Origin of the sequence: Rhizobium sp. SU303, from assembly GCF_021052345.1 — a bacterium.
Classification (GTDB): Bacteria; Pseudomonadota; Alphaproteobacteria; order Rhizobiales; family Rhizobiaceae; genus Rhizobium; species Rhizobium laguerreae.
Window position 1 is genome coordinate 3,072,030 of record NZ_CP088095.1, and the last position, 23,774, is coordinate 3,095,803.

Genomic DNA, 23,774 nt, shown 5'->3' on the forward strand with positions numbered 1-23,774 from the left:
ACGCTGCCGGGGCGGCGCGATTTCACGAAAGTGGCGGAATGGTAGCGATCGGATTATCCGGCCTGAAACGCAGTCTTATCGTCTCGACGATACTCTGCGGCGTGATGACGGGATGTACGAGCGTCGAATACACGTCCCAGGCCGAACTGACAGCCGCCCAGACCGTCGTGCCGATGCCGAAACCCGGCGAAGATGCAACACTCGCCGCGATCCCGACAGCCGAAGGCACAGCCGGTCAGTCGGTTGCAGGCGCCACCATTCCACAGACATCCCCCTCCCTGACCGCAACGGCGATGCCGGTCGTGACGACCTCTCAGCCTGGCGATCTTACCATACAGGCAGGCATGCAGCCGGCAGCCTATGCGCAGATCCCGCTGACGCCCGAGATGACGGCGATTCAGTCCGTGGTACCGACGCCGCGTCCGGGAACGCCGGCACAGCCGACGACGCAGCTTGCCTTTGCCGCGACACCGCAAAACAGCGCGCTTGCAGCACTTGCCGCAGTCGACACCACGCCGCGTGCCAGCATGGATTACGGTTTCGACGAATCCGGGCCGATCGATCCGCCGACCGCCCCCCCGATGTTCAGCGACGACGACAAAGACGATGCGCCAACGGTCGAGAAGAGCTTTGTCACCAAGCTCATTCAGAAATATTCGAAAATCTACGAAATTCCCGAGACGCTGCTCCATCGCGTCGTCCACCGCGAGAGCCGCTACAATGCGAAGGCTTACAACAAGCGCGGTTATTTCGGCCTCATGCAGATCAAGTACAACACCGCCAAGTCGATGGGCTATGACGGTGCCCCGGGCGGCCTCTTCGATGCCGAAACCAACATCAAATATGCCGCGAAATATCTGCGCGGCGCTTGGCTCGTCTCCGACAGCAAGGAAGACGATGCCGTTCGCCTCTACGCCCGCGGCTATTATTACGACGCCAAGCGCAAGGGCATGACCGACATCGCCCACGGTAACTACTGAAACCCGGCAATTACTGAAAAGAGATGACTGGAGCGGCGCTCGAAGCCTATGGCTGCGGCTGGGCTTGCCGTTGCGATCCGGCCTGCTGTTCCGGCGCCCCCGATTGCGGCAGGGCCGCCAGGATCGCCTTCAGCATCGTCCGCGGCTGGTAGCCGAACCAACTCGGCGTCAGTCCGAGCCGGACGACGACCAGATTGGCGGACGGCACGATCGCCATGCTCTGCCCGTCATGCCCCGTCAGCCAGAACGTATCCTCCGGCAGCCCAAACGCGGCGCTCGAGCCGCCGCCGGGGGCGAGCCAGGCCTGGCCCTGAGTGTACCGGCCGTTCGAAGCAGCCGTCGGGGTGCGCATGGCGCCGACAAAACCCTCCGGCAATAGGCGCTGGCCGTTCCACACGCCATCCTGCAGCAGAAACTGCCCGAAGCGCGCCCAGTCATGTGCAGTCGCATAAAGATAGGAGCTTCCGGCGAACGTGCCGCGCGCATCGAGTTCGAACACGGCGCTCGTCATGCCGAGCGGGGCAAACAACGCCTCGTGCGGATAAGAAAAAGCCGCCTGAGCATTGCCGACCCTGTCCATCCAGATGCGCGAGAGCAGCACGGCCGTGCCGCTCGAATAGCGGAAGCGCTGGCCGGGTGCTGCCTCCATCGGCGCATTGGCTGGCAGCGATACCATGTCGGGATCGAGATAGAGCATGCGCGTTACGTCGGCGACATCGCCATAATTCTCGTTGAAGGCAAGGCCGCTTTCCATGCCAAGCAGGTCGGAAACCTTTATTTTGGCGCGCGCATCGTGCTTCCACTGCGCCAGCAGATGATCGTCGTCGAAGGAGATCTTGCCGTCGAGCATCAGGCGACCGAGGATCGCCGCATTCACAGTCTTCGTCATCGACCAGCCGATCAGCGGCGTCTTCGCCGAGAATCCGGGGGCATAGGCTTCCGCGACGATGCGACCATCCCGCACCACCACGACCGCCCGCATGGCCGGGCCGGCAAGCCCGGCATCGGCCAGCACAGCGGCAACCTTCGTGTCGGGATCGCCGACGCCCTCGCCCTGCGGCCATAACGCAGGGTTCGTTTCCATCTTGGCCGGCGCGTCGAAAGGCACGGCATTCGCCGCCGCCTCGAAATCGCCATCCGGCACACTCGTGCAGCCGAGCCCGCCGCGATAGAGCGCATAACTCGATGCAAACAGCCCCATGAAGCGAGCCGTCACTCGGCCATTGTCACGGTCGACACTGACGCGCACAAGCCGCAGCAGCGGATTTCCCGGCGCCTGCACATCGTCCTCCAGCACGTCCTCGGCGTTGCGCCCGGCGATGAAGACGTTGGAACAGACAATCTTGGCGGCATAGCCGTCCCCGACACGCAGGAGCTCCGGCGGCCTGACGAACAACCAGGCGGCGCCGGCAACGACGAAGAGAACGAGAAGGAGAGCAAGCGTCTTCAAGACACGCAGGACAAATCGCATGGCATTCCTCCGAATGCCCGGAGAGAAGCAGGAATTCCGTCTGCCGGAAAGGGGGCGGCGCGAAGAAGATCCGTCGCCTCGATCACTTTCCGAGGAGCTTGATGTTTTCGAACGGCGCGCGCCCACAGCCCACGTCATCAAACTGTAGCAGTGGCGCGCTACACGCCCTGAACGCTAAAAAGGTGACAGACTCATGTCAGAATTTGCACCGGATGCCGGCTTCCGCAAGAACCGGAAACTCAAAGACGCCCTTCTCCGCCATAAGGCTTTTTCGAAGGATGGCTTTTCCGAGCGTCTCTTCGGCCTTCTCTTCTCCGGCCTCGTCTATCCGCAGATCTGGGAGGATCCGGATCTCGACATGCAGGCGATGGAGCTCAAGCCAAACCATCGCATCGTTACCATCGGCTCCGGCGGCTGCAACATGCTCGCCTATCTCTCCAAAGCGCCGGCCTCGATCGACGTCGTCGATCTCAACCCGCACCACATCGCGCTGAACCGCCTGAAGCTTGCCGCCTTCAAGCACCTTCCCGGCCATGCCGATCTCGTCCGCTTCCTGGCAATGCCGAACGAGAAGTCGAACAGCCGCGCCTACGACCAGCATCTCGCCGCCCGTCTCGATGAGGCGACCCGCAGCTACTGGAACGGCCGTAAGTTCGGCCGTCGCCGCGTCACAGTCTTCGACCGCAACATTTACGAAACGGGTCTGCTCGGTCGCTTCATCGGCGCCGCCCACCTTCTTGCCCGCCTGCATGGCGTCAAGCTGCGCGAGATGACCAAGACCCGCTCGATCCGCGAGCAGCGCCAGTTCTTCGACGAGCAGATCGCGCCGCTCTTCGAAAAGCCGGTCGTGCGCTGGATCACCGGCCGCAAGAGCTCGCTCTTCGGCCTCGGCATTCCGCCGCAGCAATATGACGAACTTGCAAGCCTTGCCGCCGATCATTCGATCGCGCCAGTGCTGAAGCACCGCTTGGAAAAGCTCGCTTGTCATTTCCCGATGAGCGACAACTATTTTGCCTGGCAGGCCTTCGGCCGCCGCTACGGCACCGAAGAGGAAGGCCCGCTGCCGACCTATCTGAAGTCGGAGCACTATCAAGTAATCCGCGCCAATGTCGATCGCGTCAACGTTCACCACGCAAGCTTCACCGAGCTTCTGGCCCGCGAGCCGGCCGCCTCACGCGACCGCTACATCCTGCTCGACGCACAGGACTGGATGACGGACGAGCAGTTGAACGACGTCTGGACGGAAATCACCCGCACGGCGCGCGAAGGCGCCCGCGTGATCTTCCGCACCGCCGCCGAAAAAAGCATCATCGAAGGCCGCCTGGCTCCGGCGATCCGCGACCAATGGGATTACTTCGAAGAGAAGTCGCGTGAACTGACTGCGCTCGATCGCTCGGCAATCTACGGCGGCTTCCACATTTACGGGAAGAAGGCGTGAGCAAGGTCGGCACCGAGACGGCAGGACAGAGCGATGAACATGCCAGCCTCATGGATGGCATGTACCGCTACCAGCGCCATATCTACGACCTGACCCGCAAATATTATCTTCTCGGCCGCGACAGCACGATCCTCAATCTCGACGTGCCCGAAGGCGGCACGCTGCTTGAAGTCGGCTGCGGCACGGGGCGCAACATGGCTTTCGCCCACAGACATTTCCCGACCGCCAAGCTGTTCGGCCTCGACATTTCCCAGGAGATGCTGATTTCGGCGCACAAGACCTTTGCCACCAAGGCGACGATCCCGGAATTCCGCGTCGCCGACGCCACGGCGTTCACACCGCGTGAATTCGGCGTCAGCGGCTTCGATCGCATCCTGATTTCCTATGCCCTGTCGATGATCCCGGACTGGGAGCGCGCCGTCGATGCATCGATCGCCGCCCTCAATCCCGGCGGCCAGCTACACATCGTCGATTTCGGCCAGCAGGAAGGCTTGCCGGGCTGGTTCCGGCGCATGCTGCAGTCCTGGCTTGCGAAATTCCACGTCACCCCGCGCCCCGATCTGCGTGAGGTCCTGGAAGCGCAAGCCCATGAAAACAACGCGACATTGTTGTTCGATACCGTCGGCGGCGGTTATGCCTGGCGGGCAGCTATTATCAGCAAGCGCTCATAATTCGCTTGAAACTAACCGATTTTTTACGTTGATATGGTGAAAAGAGGGTTATCCTCTGCTGACTCGTCTTTTTCGAAGGTCAGGTTGTGGGGCAAAGAGATCATTCGAGCTACGACGGGACGCCCATGCGCCGGCTTTTGTTTTGCGTTTTGCCCTTGGCCGTCCTTTTGGCCGGCTGCAGTTCCTCCGGTTATGACTACCTCGAAACGGCCTCGATCAAGCCGAAAACGCGCTTCAAGGACACCGATCCCCAGAATTTCGGAGCGAAGCATCCGCAACAGAATCCGGTGCACGGCATCGATATTTCCAAATGGCAGGGCGATATCGACTGGGGCACGGTGAAGAATTCCGGCGTCGCCTTCGCCTTCATCAAGGCCACCGAAGGCAAGGACAGGGTCGATTCGCGCTTCGACGAATACTGGCGAGAGGCTGGCGCCGCCGGCATCCCGCACGCTCCCTATCATTTCTACTATTTCTGCTCCTCCGCCGATCAGCAGGCCGACTGGTTCATCCGCAACGTGCCGAAGCAGGCCATGCGCCTGCCACCGGTGCTCGACGTCGAATGGAACGCCGAATCGAAGACCTGCCGCTACCGTCCCGACGCTGAAACGGTGCGCGCCGAAATGCAGCGTTTCATGGATCGGCTGGAGGCCTATTACGGCAAGCGCCCGATCATCTACACCTCGGTCGATTTCCACCGCGAAAATCTCGCCGGCTACTTCCAGGATTATCATTTCTGGGTCCGTTCGGTGGCAAAACACCCCGAGGTGACCTACTCCGACCGCCGCTGGGCCTTCTGGCAATACACCTCAACCGGCGTTATTCCCGGTATCAGTGGGCCGACCGATATCAACGTCTTTGCCGGCAGCGCAAAGAACTGGAACAATTGGGTAGCGGCCGTTTCCAAGGATAGAAATTCTTAGTAACGTCTTGCGATGTTTCTTGCTTCCGTCACATTCGTCTGTGAAAGCGACGGCAATCTGATTGATATAAGGACCGCATCCATGCACCGCTCGCTCGCAAGCCGCTCTGCACTCGCCCTTCTGTTTGCCCTCGCCCTCGCAGGCGGCGCGGTCGCCCAGCAGGCGCCGGGCGCAGTCCCGGCAGCGCCCTGCGGCGGCGATCTGTCCGCCTTCCTCGAAGGCGTGAAGAAAGATGCTGTCGCAGCCGGCGCCAGTGCGGCAGCCGCCGACGAGGCCTTCGCCGGCGCCGACATCGACCCCAAGGTCCTGAGCCGGGATCGCGCCCAAGGCGTCTTCAAGCAAACCTTCCTCGAATTCTCCCAGCGCACCGTCAGCCAGGCCCGCCTCGACATCGGCCGGCAGAAGATGAAGCAATATGCCGACGTCTTTGCCCGCGCCGAGCAGGAGTTCGGCGTCCCCCCGGGCGTCATCACCGCCTTCTGGGCGATGGAAACCGATTTCGGCGCCGTCCAGGGCGATTTCAACACCCGCAACGCCCTGGTGACGCTGTCGCATGATTGCCGCCGCCCGGAACTCTTCCGTCCGCAGCTGATCGCCCTTATCGAGATGGTCCAGCATGGCGACCTCGACCCCGCCACCAATACCGGCGCCTGGGCCGGCGAGATCGGCCAGGTGCAGATGCTGCCGCGCGACATCATTGCCTATGGCATGGATGGCGACGGTGACGGCCATGTCCGCCTGAAACAGAGCAGCCCGGACGCCATCCTGACGGCAGCGAAATTCATCCAGCATCTCGGCTTCGAGCGCGGCCAGCCCTGGCTGCAGGAAGTGACCCTGCCCAATAACCTGCCCTTCGAGAAATCCGGTCTTGGCGGCACGATGAAGGCCGCCGAATGGTTCGCACTCGGCGTCAAGCCGCGCGACGGCAATACAGCTTTCGGCGATCTCGAAGGCGACCTCGTGCTGCCGCAGGGCCGCATGGGACCGGCTTTCATCGCCTATCCCAATTTCAAGATCTATCTCGAATGGAACAAGTCGTTCATCTACACGACCTCGGCCGCCTATTTCGGAACGCGCCTTTCGGGCGCCGAGCCGTACCTCAAGGGCGTGCCGGAACAGGGGCTTGCCAGCGACCAGATGAAGGCGCTGCAGACCAAGCTGCAGTCGCTCGGCCATGATGTCGGCGAGATCGACGGCATCCTCGGCTCCGGCACGCGAGTCGCGATCCAGAAGGAACAGAAGCGCCTCGGCATGCCGGCCGACGGCTGGGCGACGCCTGCCCTTCTCAACGCCCTCTAATCCCCACTGACATTTTACCGCCGCCCGCTTCGCAAGAAACGGGTGGCGCGATCCGCCACCTGCGCTAAAGCATGAAACCGAAAACCGTTTTCGGCAAAACGGCTTGCGGTGGAGGAATCGGCATGGACAGCAGAATGAATGCCTGGACCTGGGCTCTGCTGGTCCTGCTCGGCCTGATCTGGGGCGGCTCCTTCTTCTTTGCCCGTATTGCCGTCCACCACGTGCCGCCGCTGACCCTCGTTTTCTTCAGGCTGCTGCTCGCGGCGCTGGCGCTGCATATCTATATCGCCGGCCGTTTCGACTTCTATGCGATCCTCAAGGCCCGCTGGCGTGAGTTCCTGATCCTCGGCCTCATCAACAATGCCCTGCCGCATGCGCTGATCTTCTTCGGCCAGACCCGCATCGGCGCCGGTCTGGCGGCGATCCTGAATGCGACAACGCCGATCTGGACCGTGCTGATCGCCAATTACTTCACCTCAGACGAGAAGCTGTCGCCGGCAAAGATCGCCGGCTGCCTCGTCGGCCTGGCCGGAACGATCGTGCTGATCGGCCCCGGCATTTCGGCCGGTGGCCAGGCCCCGCTCTGGGCGCTGCTTCTTCCCGTGCTTGCCGCAATCTCCTATGGTTTCGCCGCCACTTACGGAAAACGCTTCAAGAATGTTCCCGCCCCTGTTACCGCAGCCGGCCAGTTGACCGCCTCTTCGCTGATTGCGCTGCCGCTGTCGCTGCTAGCCGACCGTCCCTGGGCGCTTGCAGCACCGCCGCTCGATGCCTTGCTCGCCATTCTGGCACTGGCGCTACTGTCGACCGCCTTCGGCTACATCCTCTATTTCCGGATCATGGCCGCGGCCGGCGCCACCAATACCTCGCTCGTCACCCTGCTGGTGCCGCCGAGCGCTATCCTTCTCGGCGTGCTCTTCCTTGGCGAAAGGCTGGCGCTTGGCGAGTTCGCCGGCATGGCGCTAATCGGTTTCGGCCTGGTCATTCTCGACGGCCGCGCCTATCGCCTGCTGGCCAAGGCCGCCTGAAACCGGTTGCGAATTCCACATGTTTTCAACCGGTTGCGATCCCGCCATGTTTTGGGCGCATAGGTAAATGCGCAATCGCCCGATTTAACGGCATGTTAAAATCTGTGAACAAAAATTTGTTGCAAATTAACAAATAATTTCAAATGTTTGCCGAAACGCTATTCGACTTATCCACTGAACCCTTCTGCAGCGCAGCATAAGATCTGCTTCCCAACCGACATATTTCAGACATATTATTGGCCGGTTAACGCGAGGAGACAGACATGGGACTCACGCAATCCTTGAATGTTCTGTTGGTCAGTGCAGCGTTTGCTTTCGTCTTGTCCATGCTCTTCATCTGAGCTGGCCGACGAAAGTGTAATGACTGATAGTGCCTAAACTCCCGAACAACTGATCAATCCGCCAACGAAAAAGCGCATGTCCCGCCCGACATGCGCTTTTCACTTTTACAGCGCCGCGCGTCTTTCAGACGCGCAAAGATCAGGCGGCTGCGCCAGCATTTTTTGTTTGCCGGCGGGAGAAGCCGAGATTGTCGAGCACGGCGGAAACCAGCGGAGCACGGTTCATCGTATAGAGATGGAAATCATGGATGCCGCGCCGGACGAGATCTTCGATCTGTTCAGCGGCGACTTCGGCTGCGACCTTCGCCCGCTCCTCGGGCTTGTCGTCGAAGCCCGCAAAGCGCTCGTCGAGGAAGGCGGGGATGATGGTGCCGCAGGCTCCAGCGAAGCGCTTGAGCTGCGTCAGGTTCTGGATCGGCATGATACCGGGCACGACGGGGATCGAGATGCCGGCGCCGCGCACCCGCTCCAGGTAGCGCTCGAAATTGTCGTTGTCGAAGAAGAACTGCGTCAGTGCCCGGTCGGCGCCATTGTCGGCCTTGCGCTTCAGCATGTCTATATCGGCCGCCGTATCACGGCTTTCCGGGTGTTTTTCCGGATAGGCGGAAACCGAAATCTCGAAATCGCCAATTTCCTTCAGGCCGGCCACCAGCTCCGCAGCATTGGCATAACCGCCGGGATGTGGCTGGTAGGGCGCGCCCGCGCCGCCGGGCGCATCGCCGCGCAGCGCAACGAAATGCGTCACCCCGGCCTTGCGGAAGGTGTCGACCACCTGATGGGTCTCCTCCTTCGTCGCGCCAACGCAAGTGAGATGCGAAGCGGTGGCAAGCGGCGTCTGCGAAAGGAAGCGGGTGACGGTGGAGAGTGTCGGCGCCTTGGTGGTGCCGCCGGCGCCATAGGTCACCGAAACGAAATCCGGATCCCAGTCCTGCAACTGGCTAACGGCGTGCCAAAGCTGGCCTTCCATTTCCTCCGATTTAGGCGGGAAGAATTCGAAAGAGACTCTAATGTCGTTGCGGCCGCGTGCTTCGTTTTTCAAAGCCATGTCATACCCTCCCGGCAAATGTAGGTTCGGCGCCTTCGCTTGTCTGCGAAGCCATGAGGCGCCTCGGATCGCGCGCGAGCCAGACGGTGACCGTCAATCCCTGCCCGCTTTGCTGACCCGGATGAAGATCGACGACCTGCTCGACGTCGAGCCCGGCCTTGCGCAACCAATCGGACATCGCCTGGTGCGAAAAGCCGAGGCGGACATGTGCATGCTCGTCGCGGAGATATTCGAGCGTGTGCGGCGCAAGGTCGATGACCACGAGCCGGCCGCCCGGCCGGAGCATGCGCGCCGCTTCCGCGATCGCAATCTCTGGCTGATCGAAGAAATGCAGCACCTGATGGATCGTCACCAGATCGAAATCCTGCCCCTCGAAAGGCAGGTTCAGGATATCGGCGTGGCGCACGGTGGCCTTGGTGATGCGGGACTTGTCGAGATTGGCGCGGGCCACGCTCAGCATGTCGCGGCTGGCATCGACGCCGGTCGCGCGGCGGTAGAGCCCGGACAAGAGTTCGAGGATGCGGCCGGTGCCGGTACCGAGGTCGAGCAGCGAATCGATCGGCTGGTTGCCGAGCAGCCGGATGACGGCGGCGTCGACTTCCTCGTCGGCGGCATGCAGGCGGCGAAGCTCGTCCCATTCAGCCGCATTGCGGCTGAAATAGGCCTGCGCCCGCTCGGCGCGCTGGCGCTTGACCTGCGAAAGCCGCTCGCCGTCGCGAAGGATGGTCGGATCGTTCTCGGAGACATGCTTCAGCAGCGCCCGCACCAGCAGGGCCGCCTTGCCGTCCTGCTTGAGGCGGAAATAGGCCCAGGCCCCTTCCTGGTAGCGTTCGATCAGTTCGGCCTCGCCAAGCAGCTTCAGGTGGCGGGAGATGCGCGGTTGGGATTGGCCGAGGATTTCGGTAAGATCGGTCACCGTCAGGTCGCCGCCGTCAAGAAGCGCCAGAAGACGCAGGCGCGTGGGCTCGCCGGCCGCCTTCAAGACGTCCACCAGCGCATCCAGTCCAAGCTTCAAGGGTTCGCTCATCTTCGATCCAATCAAGATATAAAGATATCTTTATGTGAATTGAAAAGCGGTGGCAAGCGGCAATTCGCACTCTCCGCGAAATTGGCTGCTCAGATTGCGACAAGGCGCGACATGAAAAAGCCCCGGCCGAACCGGGGCTTCCGCAAGCAAAAATGAGTGAAATCAGCGTGTCAGGCGCTTGTGAGCCTGGCTGCCCGGGTTGAGGGCGTCGGGGCCGAGACGGCGAACCTTGTCCTGTTCATAATCCTCGAAGTTGCCTTCAAACCATTCGACGTGGCCGTCGCCTTCGAAAGCGAGGATATGCGTCGCCAGACGGTCGAGGAACATGCGATCGTGGCTGATGATGATGGCGCAGCCGGCGAAGTTTTCCAGCGCGTTTTCCAAGGCACCCAGCGTTTCCGTATCGAGGTCGTTGGTCGGTTCGTCGAGCAGCAGAACGTTGCCGCCGGCCTTCAGCATCTTGGCAAGGTGAACACGGTTGCGCTGACCACCGGAGAGATTGCCGACCTTCTGCTGCTGGTCGCCGCCCTTGAAGTTGAAGGCGCCGCAATAGGCACGGGAGTTCATGTCGAACTTGCCGAGCTTGATGATTTCGGCGCCGCCGGAGATTTCCTCCCAGACCGTCTTGTCAGCCGCAAGGGTGTCACGGCTCTGGTCGACATAACCGAGATGCACAGTCTCGCCGATGCGGATCGACCCGCTATCCGGCGTTTCCTGGCCGGTGATCATCCTGAATAGCGTCGTCTTGCCGGCGCCGTTCGGGCCGATGATGCCGACGATGCCGCCCGGCGGCAGCTTGATCGACAGGTCGTTGATCAGCGTGCGGCCCTCGAAGCCCTTGGTGATGCCGTCCATCTCGATGACCACCTGACCGAGGCGCTCGCTGACCGGGATGATGATCTGCGCGTCGCCGGGACGCTGCTTTTCGGCGGCATCCACCAGCTGCTCGTAGGACTTGATACGCGCCTTGGATTTGGCCTGACGGGCCTTCGGGCTGGAAGCGATCCACTCCTGTTCGCGGCTGATCGCCTTCTGGCGCGATGCGTCTTCGCGGCTTTCCTGCAGCATGCGCTTGGCTTTCGCCTGCAGGTAGGCCGAATAGTTCCCTTCGTAAGGAATGCCACGGCCGCGGTCCAGTTCGAGGATCCATCCGGTGACGTTGTCCAGGAAGTAGCGATCGTGGGTAATCATCATCACGGCGCCCGGATAGTCGCGCAGATGCTTTTCGAGCCAGGCAATGGTTTCGGCGTCCAGATGGTTGGTCGGTTCGTCGAGCAGCAGCAGATCCGGCTGCGAAAGCAGCAGGCGGCAGAGCGCGACACGGCGGCGCTCACCACCGGAAAGGCTGGTGACTTCGGCGTCGCGCGGCGGGCAGCGCAAGGCTTCCATCGCCATCTCGACCTGGCTTTCCAGATCCCAGAGGTTCTGGCTGTCGATGACGTCCTGAAGCTTGGCGCCCTCTTCCGCCGTCTCGTCGGAATAGTTCATCATCAATTCATTGTAGCGGTCGAGGACAGCCGTCTTCGAGGCAACGCCTTCCATGACATTCTCGAACACCGTCTTGTTGGGATCGAGATGCGGCTCCTGCTCCAGATAGCCGACCGTCGCACCTTCGGCGAGCCAAGCTTCGCCGGTGTACTCCTTGTCCTGACCTGCGATGATGCGCAGCACGGTGGATTTACCCGCGCCGTTCGGACCAAGGATACCGATCTTGGCATCCGGGTAGAACGAAAGGTGGATATTCTCCAGGATCTTCTTGTTGCCATAGGCCTTGTTGAGGCCGGACATATGATAGATGAACTGACGTGCCATGCTGCGCTGCTCCGGGCGGGAAACTTCGATTGTGCCGCTATGTAGGCGAAACAGCGCCTGCGGGCAACGCCGAAACCCGGTTTACTCAGGATTTCCGGTCAAAAGCCCGCAGCGTCGACGACGCCCTCGTCACAACCGAACGACGTTTTTCCAGCACCCTGGATCAGATCGGCAAGGCCGGCACTTTTCGCCGATGCCGCCCCGGCGGCTTCCGAAAGCCCGATCGTCAGTTCGCTGATCATCCTGACATTGCCGGCCCGCCGGCAGCTCATCTTGACGCGGTCGCCGGCACCCGGCCCGAAGCTCTTGTCGAAAGCCGCCTTGATCGCGTCGGCCTTGACCGGCTTGCCGATATTGGCAGCGAAGAGATCGCGCACGGCCGACGCGTTGAGTGCGCCCACGAGATGCATGCCGACGCCGAAATAGTCGTCGGCGCTCATCTTCGTGCAGGTGCCATGCTTCACCCATTCATGCCGTTCCAGGCCGGATTGCGTGCCGGGCATCGCCTTTGCGAGCGCCGTCTTCGTCTCGGCCGCAAGCGTGACCTCCGGCAGCTTGTTCCAGTCGCCATCCTTGTCGGCGGCCTTCTGCTCGGCGCTTACGCCGCAGTAATCCTGCCGCATCGGCCAAAGTCCGTGCAACGAAAAGTTCGTCGCGTCGGGGCGCTCGCCGGTCTGGCTCGCACACTCGGCCTTCTTCTGGTTCGTCTGGCAAAAGGCCGGCTGCCAGCTCGCCGCTAGAATGAAGCGGGTACGTCCGCCAGCCTCCTGCGCCACGGCGGCACCGGCAACAATCATCGACACGGCGAACGTCAAGGTACGCAACTGCATGCTGCTCATTTCAACCCCCAAAAAAGAACAATACAGGAACAAATAAGCACCAAAATCAAAAGGCCGCAACCCTGAATCGCAACAAGGGCGCAAATTGTTATCAGATAATCAAATGCCGATGTTGCAATTACCCGGCGATCTGGTCTGTTGTCGCCGGGAGGACCCACATGTTTTCTGAAACGCAAAGGCTCGCCGTGCCAGGGGCGTCGCTGGCCTATCACCATGCTGAGGCCATCACCCCTCCACGCGGCATCCTGTTGATATCGCATGGCTTGGCCGAACATTCGAAACGATACGGCGTCTTTGCCGAGACGATGGCGGCGCGCGGCTATCACGTCTACGCCCATGATCACCGCGGCCACGGCGAGACGACAGCACCCGATGCACCGGTCGGCCGCTTCGCCCGGCGCGGTGGTATCGAAAGGGTGATCGGCGACGTCATCGCCATGCGCAGCCATGCGGCCTCCCGCCATCCCGGTCTGCCAGTGATCCTTTTCGGCCATTCGATGGGCGGCCTCATCGCGCTCAACGCTGCCGTCACGGCTCCGGCGGACTTCGATGCCGTCGCCGTCTGGAATTCGAATTTCGCCGTCGGCCTTGCCGGCCGCGCCGCCCAGGCGGTCCTGCTTGCCGAGCGCATGCTGAAGGGCTCCGACGTGCCAAGCGGTTTGCTGCCGAAGCTCACCTTCGGCGCTTGGGGCAAATCCATTCCTAGCCGCCGCACCGAGTTCGACTGGCTGTCGCGTGTTCCTGATGAAGTCGACAAATATGCCGCCGATCCGCTCTGCGGCTTCGACGCCTCGGTCTCTCTATGGCTCGATCTCTTCGAACTGACCTTCCGCGCGCTACAGAAAATCCACCTCGACCGGCTGCCGCGGGACATGCCGATCCATCTCGTCGGCGGCGGAGAAGACCCGGCGACCGAGCGTGGAAAAGCCGTGCTCTGGCTGTCAAACCATTTGAAAGGTCAAGGCTTCTCCCGTATCAGCACTGAGATATATCAGGACATGCGGCACGAAACACTGAATGAGCTTGGCGCGGATGCGGCGATCACAGCCTTCGCCGATTGGTGCGACGGGGCCGCCGCAAAATCCTGAGCGACCAATATCCTGAGTGACCAATATCCTGAGTGACCAATATCCTGAGTGACCAATATCCTGAGTACAGGGATTTCATCATGAACAGCACCTCCGCCCGCCCCGTTTCGTCCGCCTCCGACGTGACGATGGGGCTTGTGCTGATGTTTATTTCGGTGATGTTCTCGCCGCTCATCGATATTTTCGCCAAGCTTGCCATCGTCACCGTCCCGTCTGCGGAGATCACTGCCGGCCGCTTCGCCGTGCAGGCGGTCTGCATGCTGCCGATTGTGATATGGCGGCGCAGCTTCGCCGATTTTTCCTGGCGCCAGAACCTGTTCCATGCCATCCGCGGCGCGATCATCACCGTCTCGATGATCTCCTTCGTCACCACGCTGAAATACATGGCGGTCGCCGACGCGATTGCGATCTTCTTTGTCGAGCCCATCATTCTGACGATCCTCGGCAGCATTTTCCTGAAGGAGACGATCGGCTGGCGGCGCTATAGCGCCTGCGGCGTCGGCTTCTTCGGGGCGATGCTGATCATTCAGCCGAGTTTCGAAGAAGTCGGCTACATCGCGCTTCTGCCTGTCGTCAGCGCGCTCTGCATCGCCATCTTCGTGCTGATGACCCGCGTCCTCTCGCACAGGGAAGACCCTTGGGCGATGCAGTTGCAGATGAGCATCTGGGGCCTGCTCTTCTGCGCCATCCTGCTTTTCCTGGGCCAGGGAACCGGCTCCGATCTCTTCGACCCGGTCATGCCGGATGGCCGCGCCTGGTTCTATGTCGCCGGCGTTGGCGCCATGGCCGCGATATCGGGCATCCTCGGCGTCTATGCCTATCGCGCAGCACCAGCCTCGACGCTCGCACCGCTGCAATATTTCGAGATCGTCTCGGCGACGATCTTCGCCTGGCTGGTCTTTGGCGACTTTCCGGATGCGATCAAATGGCTCGGCATCATGATTATCATGGCGTCGGGCTTCTACATTGTCTGGCGCGAGCGCCGCTTTGCATCGAAACCGGTATCCGGTACATCAGAGGCGACGCTGGCGCCCTAGATCCAAGAATGAGAGCCCGGAGGAACATGACCGAGACCGTGACGAAAAAACCGCCGCTGGCAGGCATCCGGGTGATCGAGCTTGCCCGTGTGCTCGCCGGCCCTTGGGCGGGACAGATGCTTGCCGATCTCGGTGCCGACGTTATCAAGGTCGAAAATCCCGACGGCGGCGACGATACGCGCCAATGGGGACCACCATTCGTCGAGGGCGCCGACGGCGAGAATCTCTCAGCTGCCTATTACCACGCCGCCAATCGCGGCAAGCGCTCCGTCACAGCCGACCTGAAGAGCGCCGAAGGTCAGGATCTCGTCCGGCGCCTCGTCTCCACCGCCGATGTGGTCATCGAGAATTTCAAGCTCGGCGGCCTCGTCAAATACGGGCTCGATTATGACAGCCTGCGCAAGGTCAACCCGAAGCTCGTCTATTGCTCGATCACCGGCTTCGGCCAGAACGGCCCTTATGCCAGCCTCGCCGGCTACGATTACATCGTCCAGGGCATGTCCGGCTTCATGTCGATTACCGGGGAGCCGGACGGCCAGCCGATGAAGGCAGGTGTCGCCATCGCCGATATCTTCACCGGCATCTATGCAGTCTCGGCGATCGAAGCCGCTCTGATCCATGCCCTGAAGACCGGTGAAGGCCAGTTAGTCGACATGGCTCTGCTCGACGTGCAATCGGCCGTGCTCGCCAATCAGAACATGAATTACCTTGTCTCCGGCGAGGCGCCGACCCGCCTCGGCAATGCCCATCCCAATATCTCGCCCTATGAGGTCGTGCCGACGGCGGATGGTTACCTCATTCTCGCGGTCGGAAACGACGGCCAGTTCCGTCGCCTCTGCACCATCCTCGGCCTGGAGGCCATCGCCGGCGACGAGCGTTTCGCCACCAACAAGGCCCGCGTCGGCAATCGCGGCGAAGTGCGCCGCCTCGTCTCCACCGAAACGCTGAAATGGCAGAAGGCGGATCTGCTGAAGGCCTGTGAAGACAATGCGGTTCCATCAGGCGCAATCAACACGATCGAGGAAATGTTCGCCCATCCGCAGGTACAGGCTCGCGGCCTGCGTATCGACCTTGCGGATTCAGCCGGCACCGTGATCCCCGGTGTCAGGACGCCTGTGGTGCTGTCGGAGACGCCGCTGCGTTATATCACGCCGAGCCCGCGTCTCGGCGAACACCAGGCAGAAATTCTGGCGGAACTCGCCGAGCGCGAGAGGAAGGCATCGTCATGAAGAAGGCATTGTCATGAAGAAGACGGGCGGGGAACTGATCGTCGAGGCGCTGAAGGCGAATGGCGTCAAGCGGCTCTCCTGTGTGCCCGGCGAGAGCTTCCTCGCCGTGCTCGACGCGTTGCGCGACAGCGATATCGACGTCCTCGTCTGCCGCCAGGAGGGCGGAGCGGCGATGATGGCGGATTGCTGGGGCCGGCTGACCGGCGAACCTGGTATCTGCATGGTGACCCGTGGCCCCGGGGCCACCAACGCCTCCGCCGGCCTGCATATCGCCAAGCAGGACTCGATCCCGATGATCCTGTTCATCGGCCAGGTACAGCGGGAAGCGCGTGAGCGCGAGGCCTTCCAGGAGGTCGAGTTCCGCCGCGCCTTCACCGAATTCGCCAAATGGGTGGGCGAGATCGACGATGCCGCCCGTATTCCCGAGTTCGTCACCCGCGCCTTTGCGGTCGCAACCTCCGGCCGGCCCGGCCCTGTCGTGCTGACGCTGCCGGAGGACATGCTGCGCGATGAGGTCGAGGCACCCCGCGCCAGGCACTATGCCAACGTCGAGGCCCATCCCGGCCGCCGCCAGATCGACGATTTCTATCTCCGCTTGCTGAAGGCCGAGCGGCCGATGGTGATCCTTGGCGGCACGCGCTGGGACGCCGATGCCGTCGCCGATTTTCAAAGTTTCGCCGAGCGTTTCCAACTGCCCGTCGGCTGCTCCTTCCGCCGGCAGATGTTGTTCGATCATCTCCATCCCTGCTACGCCGGCGATGTCGGCATCGGCATCAATCCGGCGCTGGCAAAGGAGATCAAGGAGAGCGACCTGCTGATCCTGCTCGGCAGCCGCATGTCGGAAATGCCGTCCTCGTCCTATACGCTGATCGATGTCCCCTACCCCCAGCAATCGCTGGTGCATATCTATCCCGACGCTTCCGAGCTTGGCCGCATCTATCGTCCGGATCTTGCCATCTGCGCGGCACCTGCCGATTTCGTCGCGGCACTCGCCGATCTGGAAGCGCCGGCCGAACCACACTGGACCGAGCGCACCGCGCGCCTGCACCAGGCCTATCTCGCCTGGTCGAAGCCGCCCTCGAGCGGACCGGGCGCCGTCCATATGGGGCCGATCATGGAATGGCTGGAGGCCAATACCGGGCAGGACGCGATCTTCACCAATGGCGCGGGCAACTACGCCACCTGGGTGCACCGCTTCCATCGTTTTCGCCGCTTCAACACCCAAGCCGCCCCCACCTCCGGCTCGATGGGTTACGGCCTGCCGGCCGCCGTCGCCGCCAAGCGGCTCTTTCCCGAGCGCGAGGTCATCTGCTTTGCCGGCGACGGCTGCTTCCTGATGCACGGCCAGGAATTCGCCACCGCCATCCGCTACGGCCTGCCGATCATCGCAGTCGTCGTCAACAATGGCATCTACGGCACGATCCGCATGCATCAGGAGCGCGAGTATCCCGGCCGCGTCAGCAGCACCGATCTGACCAATCCCGACTTCGCAGCCCTTGCCCGCGCCTATGGCGGCCACGGCGAGACAGTGGAAAAGACCGAGGATTTCGCCCTGGCGTTCGAGCGAGCGCGCGAAAGCGGCAAGCCGGCGATTATCGAAATCAAGCTCGATCCCGAAGCAATCACGCCCGCACGGACACTGACGCAAATCCGCGAGAAATCCTGATTGAAAAGCAGCATTTGAGGCAGCGTGAACCTCAGCGGGCGAGTTCGCGCCTCAGCATTCTGCCCAGCTGATCGCAGCTTGCTTTGGTATATTGTTTGGTTGACTGCCGCGTGACACCCCGGCGAGCAGTACTAAAGGCCCGTTCTGTGGCAGATTCCGGGTCTTTGAGTTCCTTTCGGGCAAACTTCAGAAAAAGAGCTTTCGCGTCACTGACGACCTGTGGACGCTTATAATGGATGTCGCAAGTCAATGCGATGACCATGCTCACTGAGGCCACGCCAAGCCCCTGACCTTTGGGGATTGGCGGAAGTTCTTCCGCGGAAGCCACGGAAGCCGCAAGGCTACCGGCAAAACAAAACATCAGCAGGCGCCTCGTCGACATCCGTGTCCCCAAATCAGATCGCAGCCGTGACGATGAACTCGACCTTGTATTTCGGAGCTGCGAGCTTGGCTTCGCTGGTGGCGCGAGCCGGCGGATTAGCCGGATCGATCCAGCCTTCCCAGACGGCGTTCATCTCGGCGAAATCGGCGATGTCGGCGAGGTAGATGATCGTCTGCAGGATCTTCGACTTGCTGCTGCCTGACGCAGCCAGCAGGCGGTCGACTTCGGCAAGCGAGGACTTGCACTGATCGGTGACGCTTTCGCCCTCGCCGACCTGGCCTGCGAGATAGACTGTATTGCCGTGAATGACGGCGCCGCTCATGCGCGAGCCGACGTCGATACGCTTGATGCTCATCATAGTCTCCTGAGTGAATGGAAGGTGGTGGCGCTGAGGTTCAACGCCGGAAATGGCGCCCGGAGCGGGCGCTCAATTGCGGATATGGTGGGTCTTTTGGTAGATCGCCGTCGAGCGTGCGCCGGAACGGCAATAGCCGAGCATCGGCCGCGGGAATTCGTCGAGCGCGTCGACCATGCCCTGCACGGCTTCCTCGGTCACGCCCATCGGCCCGACAGGCACATGGGCGATATTCAGGCCGAGCTCCTTGGCGCGCGCCTCGATAACGGAGAACGACGTCTGGTCGGGACTTTCATGGTCGGGGCGGTGGCAGACGATCGATTTGAACCCCAGCGCCTTGATCTCGTCGAGCTCCTCGAGCGTGATTTGGCCCGAAACCGAATATTCATCGTCGATCTGGCGAATATCCATCGTCTTGTCTCCTCAAAAATCGTGGGCTGAAGGTCTACGACGGAGGTCTGCCAGCGTCAACAACACTTCGCTCACAGGAAGGTAAAGGTCAGCGCATAGCTGCGGCTCTCGCCGGGCGCCAGCATGTTGAACTCACCAGTTGCCTCAAGCTCGTCGCGCGATATCCACCGATGCGAAACCGGCTCGATACCGATGATATGGGCCGGCGCCTTCTGGTTCCGCCAGACCTGCAGATGGGGCAGTGTGTCGGCGCGGAAACGCACCCGCAGCGTCCTGCCGCCGATTGCGGCGATCGGTCCGAGGCGGACCTCCGCGAACCCCTCCTCCGTCGCCGGCGCCGCGACGCAGAAGATGCCGCCCGGCTCCTCGCCGAACGTCCAGGGGAAGCCGCCATTTTCCAGCATCCGGCCTTCGAGCCGCGTGCCCTCGTCCAGCCATTTGCCGCCGGTGTTCATGTGGTACATCAGGAAGGTCGGCACCGTCCGATCGCTCGTATTGACGACCCGGTCCTCGAGCCGCACCTCGCCGGTCGCCCCATCGATCCGCCACAGCCGCTCGATGCGCTGCGGCAGTCCCTCGACGGTCACAATGTCGATATCGGCACGGCATTCGGCATTGCGGTTCTCGAACTTCGTCCACAGCACCTTTGCCGCATGACCGGAGGCCGATCCGTGCAGCGGATAGACCTTGCCGTCGTCCCGGCCGGGGATCGGCTGGCGGTGGCGGATATGGTCCGGCCCGCAGGTGAACAGGAAGCCCTCGAGCGAGTGATCGATTCGCAGGTCGCCGTCATCGGGAATGGCGCGTTTCGGCGCGATGTCGACGCCTTCGACGATGCATCCGCCGATATCCAGCACCGATGTTTCGTCCAGCATCAGGCGCGGCCCGCTTGCGGCGGCAAATTCGATCATCACGGTCTCCTCAGGGATTATCGGCTCTTTAGCGCCGTGCGTCCTTCCGGACGCCACAAGCGACGCTCTAACACTTTGAATCCGCGCATCATGCTTTCCGTAAATCGATTTCGCTTTTTGGAAAGCATGATGCGCTAGCGTTAGGTTTCGCGCGGCCATTCGTCAATCGACGTCGCCCGCATCTTGCGTTTTTGCAGCAACCGTGAAGTTTGCGGAACTGACACAAGGACGCAAACGTTTATGAGTAAAAGGAAATCTTAGTGATTTTCATATTTTGTTCAGCACGCTTTCATAAATTCCACACTAGCGTCAAAATTCGCAGGTGTGTGTCTGCCAGTCACTGATCGAGGTATGATACGTGGATCGCTTTTTGAAGTCGGCATTTTGTCTCGCGGCCGTCCTGGCTGCTCTTGCGGCTACAGCGCCGCAGGCAAGCGCGCAGCAGTTCCGCGATCGCCGCCAGAGCGATATCGTGCTTGTGACGCCGAGCGGTGAAATCCTCGACTATGTTCCAGCCGGCTATATCTACGCCCGCGACCGTAGCGGCAATCGCGTCTTGATCGACGACTATGGCAACGTCGTCGCCACCGAGATGCGCGCCCGCGGCTACTATCCTCCGCGGCCCGGCCCGCGCGAGGTCTATAACGACCAGTACGGCAACGACCCCTATTATTCCGACAACAATCCCTATGGCGATACGCGTTATTCCGAGCGCGGCGCTGTCACCGGCGGCATACCGCGAGATGCCGCGATCGAGCGCCAGCCGCTCGGTGACCAGCCCTATCCCGAGGATAACAGCATCGGCAATCCGCAGCCCGGCGACGATTATGCCTCGATCGATCCCGACCAGCAGATCCCGCCCGCCGATCAGCCGAAGGCCGCACCCGATGAACCTGTCATCACGCTGAACAACAAATCGAAGCCGGAGATCGTCGCTTTGCAGGTCTTCCTCGACCGCGCCGGCGCCTCCCCCGGCGTCATCGACGGCCATATGGGTTCGAACGTCACCAAGGCGATCTTAGCCTACGATCAGATGACCGGCTCGAAGCTCGACCCGAACAACACAGACGCCATTCTGGAAGAGCTGCGCATGACCGGCGGGCTGCCCGTCGTCAGCTATACAATCACGCCTGCCGATGCGGCCGGCCCCTTCGTCGCCGCGATTCCGGAAGACTATTCGCATAAGGCGCTGCTGCCGTCGCTGGCTTACACCTCGACCACCGAGATGCTCGCCGAGCGTTTCCATATGGATGAGGCTTTCCTCAAGGAGATGAACCCCGGCGCTGACTTCACCGTTCCCGGCACCGTCATCAAGGTCGTCAATCCGGGCGAGCCGAAGAGCGGCGCGGTCGCCCGTATCATCGCCGACAAGGGCCGCAAGCAGGTCTTCGCTTATGACGGCGCCGGCAATCTCCTCGCTGCCTATCCGGCGTCGATCGGCTCCACCGATACCCCCTCTCCGTCAGGCACGGTCAACGTCGAGCGCGTCGCCTTCAATCCCGGCTACACCTACAATCCGAAGATCAATTTCCAGCAGGGCGCCAATGACAAGATCCTCAACATTCCGCCCGGCCCGAACGGTCCCGTCGGCACCGTCTGGATGGCGCTTTCCAGGCCGACCTACGGCATCCATGGCACGCCCGAGCCCTCGAAGATCGGCCGCACTCAGAGCCACGGCTGCATCCGGCTGACCAACTGGGATGCCACCGAGCTTGCCAAGATGGTCAAGCCGGGAGTGACGGTCGAATTCGTCGACTGAACATACCCTCGCGTCTTCAGGCGGAATGACCGCAATGCGAACAGACAACAGTGTCACGCGGCGGGCCTGACCAACACGCAGCGGGATCGTGCTGCCCCGCACTTTGACACAACAATCTAGCGCAGCCCGCGATGGCAGTTCAAAATTGCTCTTCCGTACCAAAGTTTGGAACTCGAAAGCACGCCAAAAGCTATTAAATCTGTAGATTTCACTTCCTAACATTTGGAGGTCGTATGAAATCGCTTGTTCGATTGGCTTTAAGCGTTTTGGCGGGTTTGGTTGCAGCCGGCACGGCGCAGGCTGCTGATGTCTCGGAAATTCGCGTGGACTGGGCAACCTACAACCCGGTCAGCCTCATTCTGAAGGATGAAGGCATCCTGGAAAAGGAATTTGAAAAGGATGGGATCAAGATAACCTGGGTCCAGTCCGCAGGCTCCAACAAAGCCCTGGAATTCCTGAATGCCGGCTCCCTCGATTTTGGCTCGACGGCGGGTGCGGCTGCTTTGATCGGCCGCGTCAACGGCAACCCGATCAAATCCATCTATGTGTATTCGCGTCCGGAATGGACTGCGCTCGTAACACGCAAGGATACCGGCATCGCCAAGGTCCAAGACCTCAAGGGCAAATCCATCGCCGTGACGGGCGGCACCGACCCGCACATTTTCCTGGTGCGCGCCCTCGCCGATGCAGGTCTGACTGAAAAGGACGTTTCGCTTGTTCTGTTACAGCACGCGGACGGCCGCCTTGCGCTGAAGCGGGGCGACGTCGACGCTTGGGCCGGCCTCGATCCGATCATGGCCTCCGCCGAGATTGAAGATGGCGATGTGCTGTTCTATCGCAAGCCGGAAAACAACAGCTGGGGCGTGCTTAACGTGCGCGAAGAGTTTGCTAGCGCGCATCCTGATCTCGTCAAACGCGTGCTTGCTTCCTACGAGAAGGCGCGCATTGAAGCTCTGAAAGATCCGACCAATCTCAAAGCCGCCCTCGTTGCAGCCACCAAGCTGCCCGACACGGTGATAGAGCGCCAGCTGGAGCGCACGAACCTCACCTATTCCGTGATCGGCAATGCACAGCGCGAGACGATCGAAGCAGCGGGTCTCGCTTTGCAAAAGGCCGAAGTCATCAAGACGGATGTCGATGTCGTCAAGACCGTATCGGCGCTGGTCGATCCCAGCTACGCCTCGGCCGCTCTCGGCCAGTGAAGATAGAAAGAGCGTTCCCATGTCATTGGTGCACATCGCGCTGTCATGGCACAATGCGGAAACAGGAAGGGAGACCCGGCAGCGCCGGGTTTCGTCTTTCGATCGCCCGATTGTCGGAATCGTGTTTCCGGTTGCGTTGTTTGCCGCCTGGGAAATCCTCGTTCGCGCGGGAATAGTCGGAGGTCGTTTGATGCCCCCGCCCTCGAAAATTCTCTATACGGTCTATGCGCTGGCCGCCTCCGGCGATCTGGCAACGCATGTCGGCGCGACGCTGCGCAGAGTGGCGATCGGCTTCGCCTTCGGGTCCCTGGCGGGGACCGCTCTTGGGGCGCTGACCGGGTACTCCAAACCGCTTGCACGTCTGCTGGATCCGACCCTGCAGGCTCTGAGAGCCATTCCCTCCATTGCCTGGGTGCCGCTGTTCATCCTGTGGTTCGGTATTTTCGAAGCCTCCAAAGTCGCCCTGATTGCCGTTGGCGTCTTCTTCCCGGTCTATCTAGGAGTCTATGGCGCCGTCGTCGGCGTCGACAGGCGCATCGTAGAGGTCGGTCGCGTCTTTCGGCTTTCGGGCTTCGAGCTCATTCGTCTGATCCTGCTGCCGGCGGTCCTTCCGGACTTTATCCTTGCCCTGCGCGCAGGGCTGGGCCTCGGTTGGATGTTCGTCGTTGCGGCCGAATTCATGGGCGCATCCGAAGGCCTGGGATATCTTCTGGTGGATGGTCAGCAACTCGGAAAGCCGGATCAGATCCTGGCGGCAATTTTGATCTTTGCCGTTGTCGGCAAGGCGACCGATAGCCTGCTTCTGATTGCGAGCGCGCCGTTCCTGCGCTGGCGCGACACCCATGCGAGCGGGATCTGAC

Annotated in this window: 22 protein-coding genes; 13 read left to right on the forward strand and 9 right to left on the reverse strand. The window is 61.4% G+C overall.

What is annotated here, in order from left to right:
- The first annotated feature begins 38 nt into the window (after positions 1 to 38).
- On the forward strand, positions 39 to 980 hold the full coding sequence (locus RlegSU303_RS15410; RefSeq protein WP_131720220.1) for a lytic transglycosylase domain-containing protein: 942 nt from the start codon (positions 39 to 41) through the stop codon (positions 978 to 980).
- A 46-nt stretch (positions 981 to 1,026) separates the two neighbouring features.
- Here the strand turns inward: RlegSU303_RS15410 and RlegSU303_RS15415 are convergent, their stop codons facing one another.
- Positions 1,027 to 2,451 (reverse strand): serine hydrolase domain-containing protein, encoded by a 1,425-nt coding sequence (locus RlegSU303_RS15415; protein ID WP_131623806.1) that lies wholly within the window; start codon positions 2,449 to 2,451, stop codon positions 1,027 to 1,029.
- A 193-nt stretch (positions 2,452 to 2,644) separates the two neighbouring features.
- Here RlegSU303_RS15415 and RlegSU303_RS15420 point away from each other — a divergent pair, with 193 nt between their 5' ends.
- From RlegSU303_RS15420 to RlegSU303_RS15440, 5 genes are all read left to right on the forward strand, one after another.
- Positions 2,645 to 3,889: a DUF3419 family protein gene (locus tag RlegSU303_RS15420; protein WP_017961320.1), complete on the forward strand. Its 1,245-nt coding sequence runs from the start codon at positions 2,645 to 2,647 to the stop codon at positions 3,887 to 3,889.
- Positions 3,886 to 4,560, forward strand: a complete 675-nt coding sequence (locus RlegSU303_RS15425) for a class I SAM-dependent methyltransferase (RefSeq protein ID WP_131623804.1) — start codon at positions 3,886 to 3,888, stop codon at positions 4,558 to 4,560. Before RlegSU303_RS15420 ends, RlegSU303_RS15425 begins: the two co-directional genes overlap by 4 nt.
- Before the next feature lie 125 nt (positions 4,561 to 4,685).
- Positions 4,686 to 5,483, forward strand: a complete 798-nt coding sequence (locus RlegSU303_RS15430; protein ID WP_131623802.1) for a glycoside hydrolase family 25 protein — start codon at positions 4,686 to 4,688, stop codon at positions 5,481 to 5,483.
- An 81-nt stretch (positions 5,484 to 5,564) separates the two neighbouring features.
- Positions 5,565 to 6,782, forward strand: coding sequence for a lytic murein transglycosylase (locus RlegSU303_RS15435; protein WP_131623800.1), 1,218 nt, complete (start codon positions 5,565 to 5,567; stop codon positions 6,780 to 6,782).
- 122 nt (positions 6,783 to 6,904) lie between these two features.
- Complete coding sequence (locus tag RlegSU303_RS15440) at positions 6,905 to 7,810, forward strand: DMT family transporter (protein ID WP_131623798.1); 906 nt, start codon at positions 6,905 to 6,907, stop codon at positions 7,808 to 7,810.
- Between the two features lie 480 nt (positions 7,811 to 8,290).
- Here the strand turns inward: RlegSU303_RS15440 and metF are convergent, their stop codons facing one another.
- The 4 genes from metF to RlegSU303_RS15460 all read right to left on the reverse strand — a co-directional run bounded on the left by metF (position 8,291) and on the right by RlegSU303_RS15460 (position 12,874).
- Positions 8,291 to 9,196: a methylenetetrahydrofolate reductase [NAD(P)H] gene (gene metF, locus RlegSU303_RS15445; RefSeq protein WP_017961325.1), complete on the reverse strand. Its 906-nt coding sequence runs from the start codon at positions 9,194 to 9,196 to the stop codon at positions 8,291 to 8,293.
- A gap of 1 nt (position 9,197) precedes the next feature.
- Positions 9,198 to 10,223: an ArsR/SmtB family transcription factor gene (locus RlegSU303_RS15450; RefSeq protein ID WP_017961326.1), complete on the reverse strand. Its 1,026-nt coding sequence runs from the start codon at positions 10,221 to 10,223 to the stop codon at positions 9,198 to 9,200.
- A 162-nt stretch (positions 10,224 to 10,385) separates the two neighbouring features.
- Positions 10,386 to 12,035, reverse strand: coding sequence for an energy-dependent translational throttle protein EttA (gene ettA / locus RlegSU303_RS15455; protein ID WP_017961327.1), 1,650 nt, complete (start codon positions 12,033 to 12,035; stop codon positions 10,386 to 10,388).
- 98 nt (positions 12,036 to 12,133) lie between these two features.
- Positions 12,134 to 12,874: a ribonuclease T2 family protein gene (locus RlegSU303_RS15460; protein WP_017961328.1), complete on the reverse strand. Its 741-nt coding sequence runs from the start codon at positions 12,872 to 12,874 to the stop codon at positions 12,134 to 12,136.
- A 158-nt stretch (positions 12,875 to 13,032) separates the two neighbouring features.
- Here RlegSU303_RS15460 and RlegSU303_RS15465 point away from each other — a divergent pair, with 158 nt between their 5' ends.
- The 4 genes from RlegSU303_RS15465 to RlegSU303_RS15480 all read left to right on the forward strand — a co-directional run bounded on the left by RlegSU303_RS15465 (position 13,033) and on the right by RlegSU303_RS15480 (position 17,894).
- Positions 13,033 to 13,962 (forward strand): alpha/beta fold hydrolase, encoded by a 930-nt coding sequence (locus RlegSU303_RS15465; RefSeq protein ID WP_017961329.1) that lies wholly within the window; start codon positions 13,033 to 13,035, stop codon positions 13,960 to 13,962.
- A gap of 80 nt (positions 13,963 to 14,042) precedes the next feature.
- Positions 14,043 to 14,999, forward strand: coding sequence for a DMT family transporter (locus RlegSU303_RS15470; protein WP_131623794.1), 957 nt, complete (start codon positions 14,043 to 14,045; stop codon positions 14,997 to 14,999).
- A gap of 26 nt (positions 15,000 to 15,025) precedes the next feature.
- Positions 15,026 to 16,228 (forward strand): CaiB/BaiF CoA transferase family protein, encoded by a 1,203-nt coding sequence (locus RlegSU303_RS15475; protein WP_131720219.1) that lies wholly within the window; start codon positions 15,026 to 15,028, stop codon positions 16,226 to 16,228.
- Positions 16,229 to 16,241: 13 nt separating this feature from the next.
- Positions 16,242 to 17,894: a thiamine pyrophosphate-binding protein gene (locus RlegSU303_RS15480; RefSeq protein ID WP_029873392.1), complete on the forward strand. Its 1,653-nt coding sequence runs from the start codon at positions 16,242 to 16,244 to the stop codon at positions 17,892 to 17,894.
- A 31-nt stretch (positions 17,895 to 17,925) separates the two neighbouring features.
- Here the strand turns inward: RlegSU303_RS15480 and RlegSU303_RS15485 are convergent, their stop codons facing one another.
- The 4 genes from RlegSU303_RS15485 to RlegSU303_RS15500 form a co-directional block, all read right to left on the reverse strand.
- Entirely contained in the window at positions 17,926 to 18,276 is a 351-nt protein-coding gene (locus RlegSU303_RS15485; RefSeq protein WP_029873391.1) for a hypothetical protein, read from the reverse strand.
- A 13-nt stretch (positions 18,277 to 18,289) separates the two neighbouring features.
- Positions 18,290 to 18,631 carry a RidA family protein gene (locus tag RlegSU303_RS15490; protein ID WP_017994739.1) on the reverse strand — a complete coding sequence of 114 codons (342 nt, stop codon included), beginning with the start codon at positions 18,629 to 18,631 and terminating at the stop codon, positions 18,290 to 18,292.
- A 72-nt stretch (positions 18,632 to 18,703) separates the two neighbouring features.
- A complete protein-coding gene (locus RlegSU303_RS15495; RefSeq protein ID WP_003541467.1) occupies positions 18,704 to 19,042 on the reverse strand; it encodes a TIGR01244 family sulfur transferase in 339 nt (112 codons plus the stop codon).
- A 71-nt stretch (positions 19,043 to 19,113) separates the two neighbouring features.
- The gene (locus tag RlegSU303_RS15500; protein WP_131720218.1) at positions 19,114 to 19,953 is read right to left on the reverse strand and encodes an aldose 1-epimerase family protein; all 840 of its coding nucleotides are present in this window, start codon (positions 19,951 to 19,953) and stop codon (positions 19,114 to 19,116) included.
- Between the two features lie 358 nt (positions 19,954 to 20,311).
- Between RlegSU303_RS15500 and RlegSU303_RS15505 the strand changes: the two genes are divergently transcribed.
- The 3 genes from RlegSU303_RS15505 to RlegSU303_RS15515 all read left to right on the forward strand — a co-directional run bounded on the left by RlegSU303_RS15505 (position 20,312) and on the right by RlegSU303_RS15515 (position 23,773).
- Positions 20,312 to 21,712 (forward strand): L,D-transpeptidase family protein, encoded by a 1,401-nt coding sequence (locus RlegSU303_RS15505; protein ID WP_131720217.1) that lies wholly within the window; start codon positions 20,312 to 20,314, stop codon positions 21,710 to 21,712.
- A gap of 233 nt (positions 21,713 to 21,945) precedes the next feature.
- On the forward strand, positions 21,946 to 22,914 hold the full coding sequence (locus RlegSU303_RS15510; RefSeq protein ID WP_131720216.1) for an aliphatic sulfonate ABC transporter substrate-binding protein: 969 nt from the start codon (positions 21,946 to 21,948) through the stop codon (positions 22,912 to 22,914).
- A gap of 19 nt (positions 22,915 to 22,933) precedes the next feature.
- Positions 22,934 to 23,773 carry an ABC transporter permease gene (locus tag RlegSU303_RS15515; protein WP_131720215.1) on the forward strand — a complete coding sequence of 280 codons (840 nt, stop codon included), beginning with the start codon at positions 22,934 to 22,936 and terminating at the stop codon, positions 23,771 to 23,773.
- The last annotated feature ends 1 nt before the right edge of the window (position 23,774 follow it).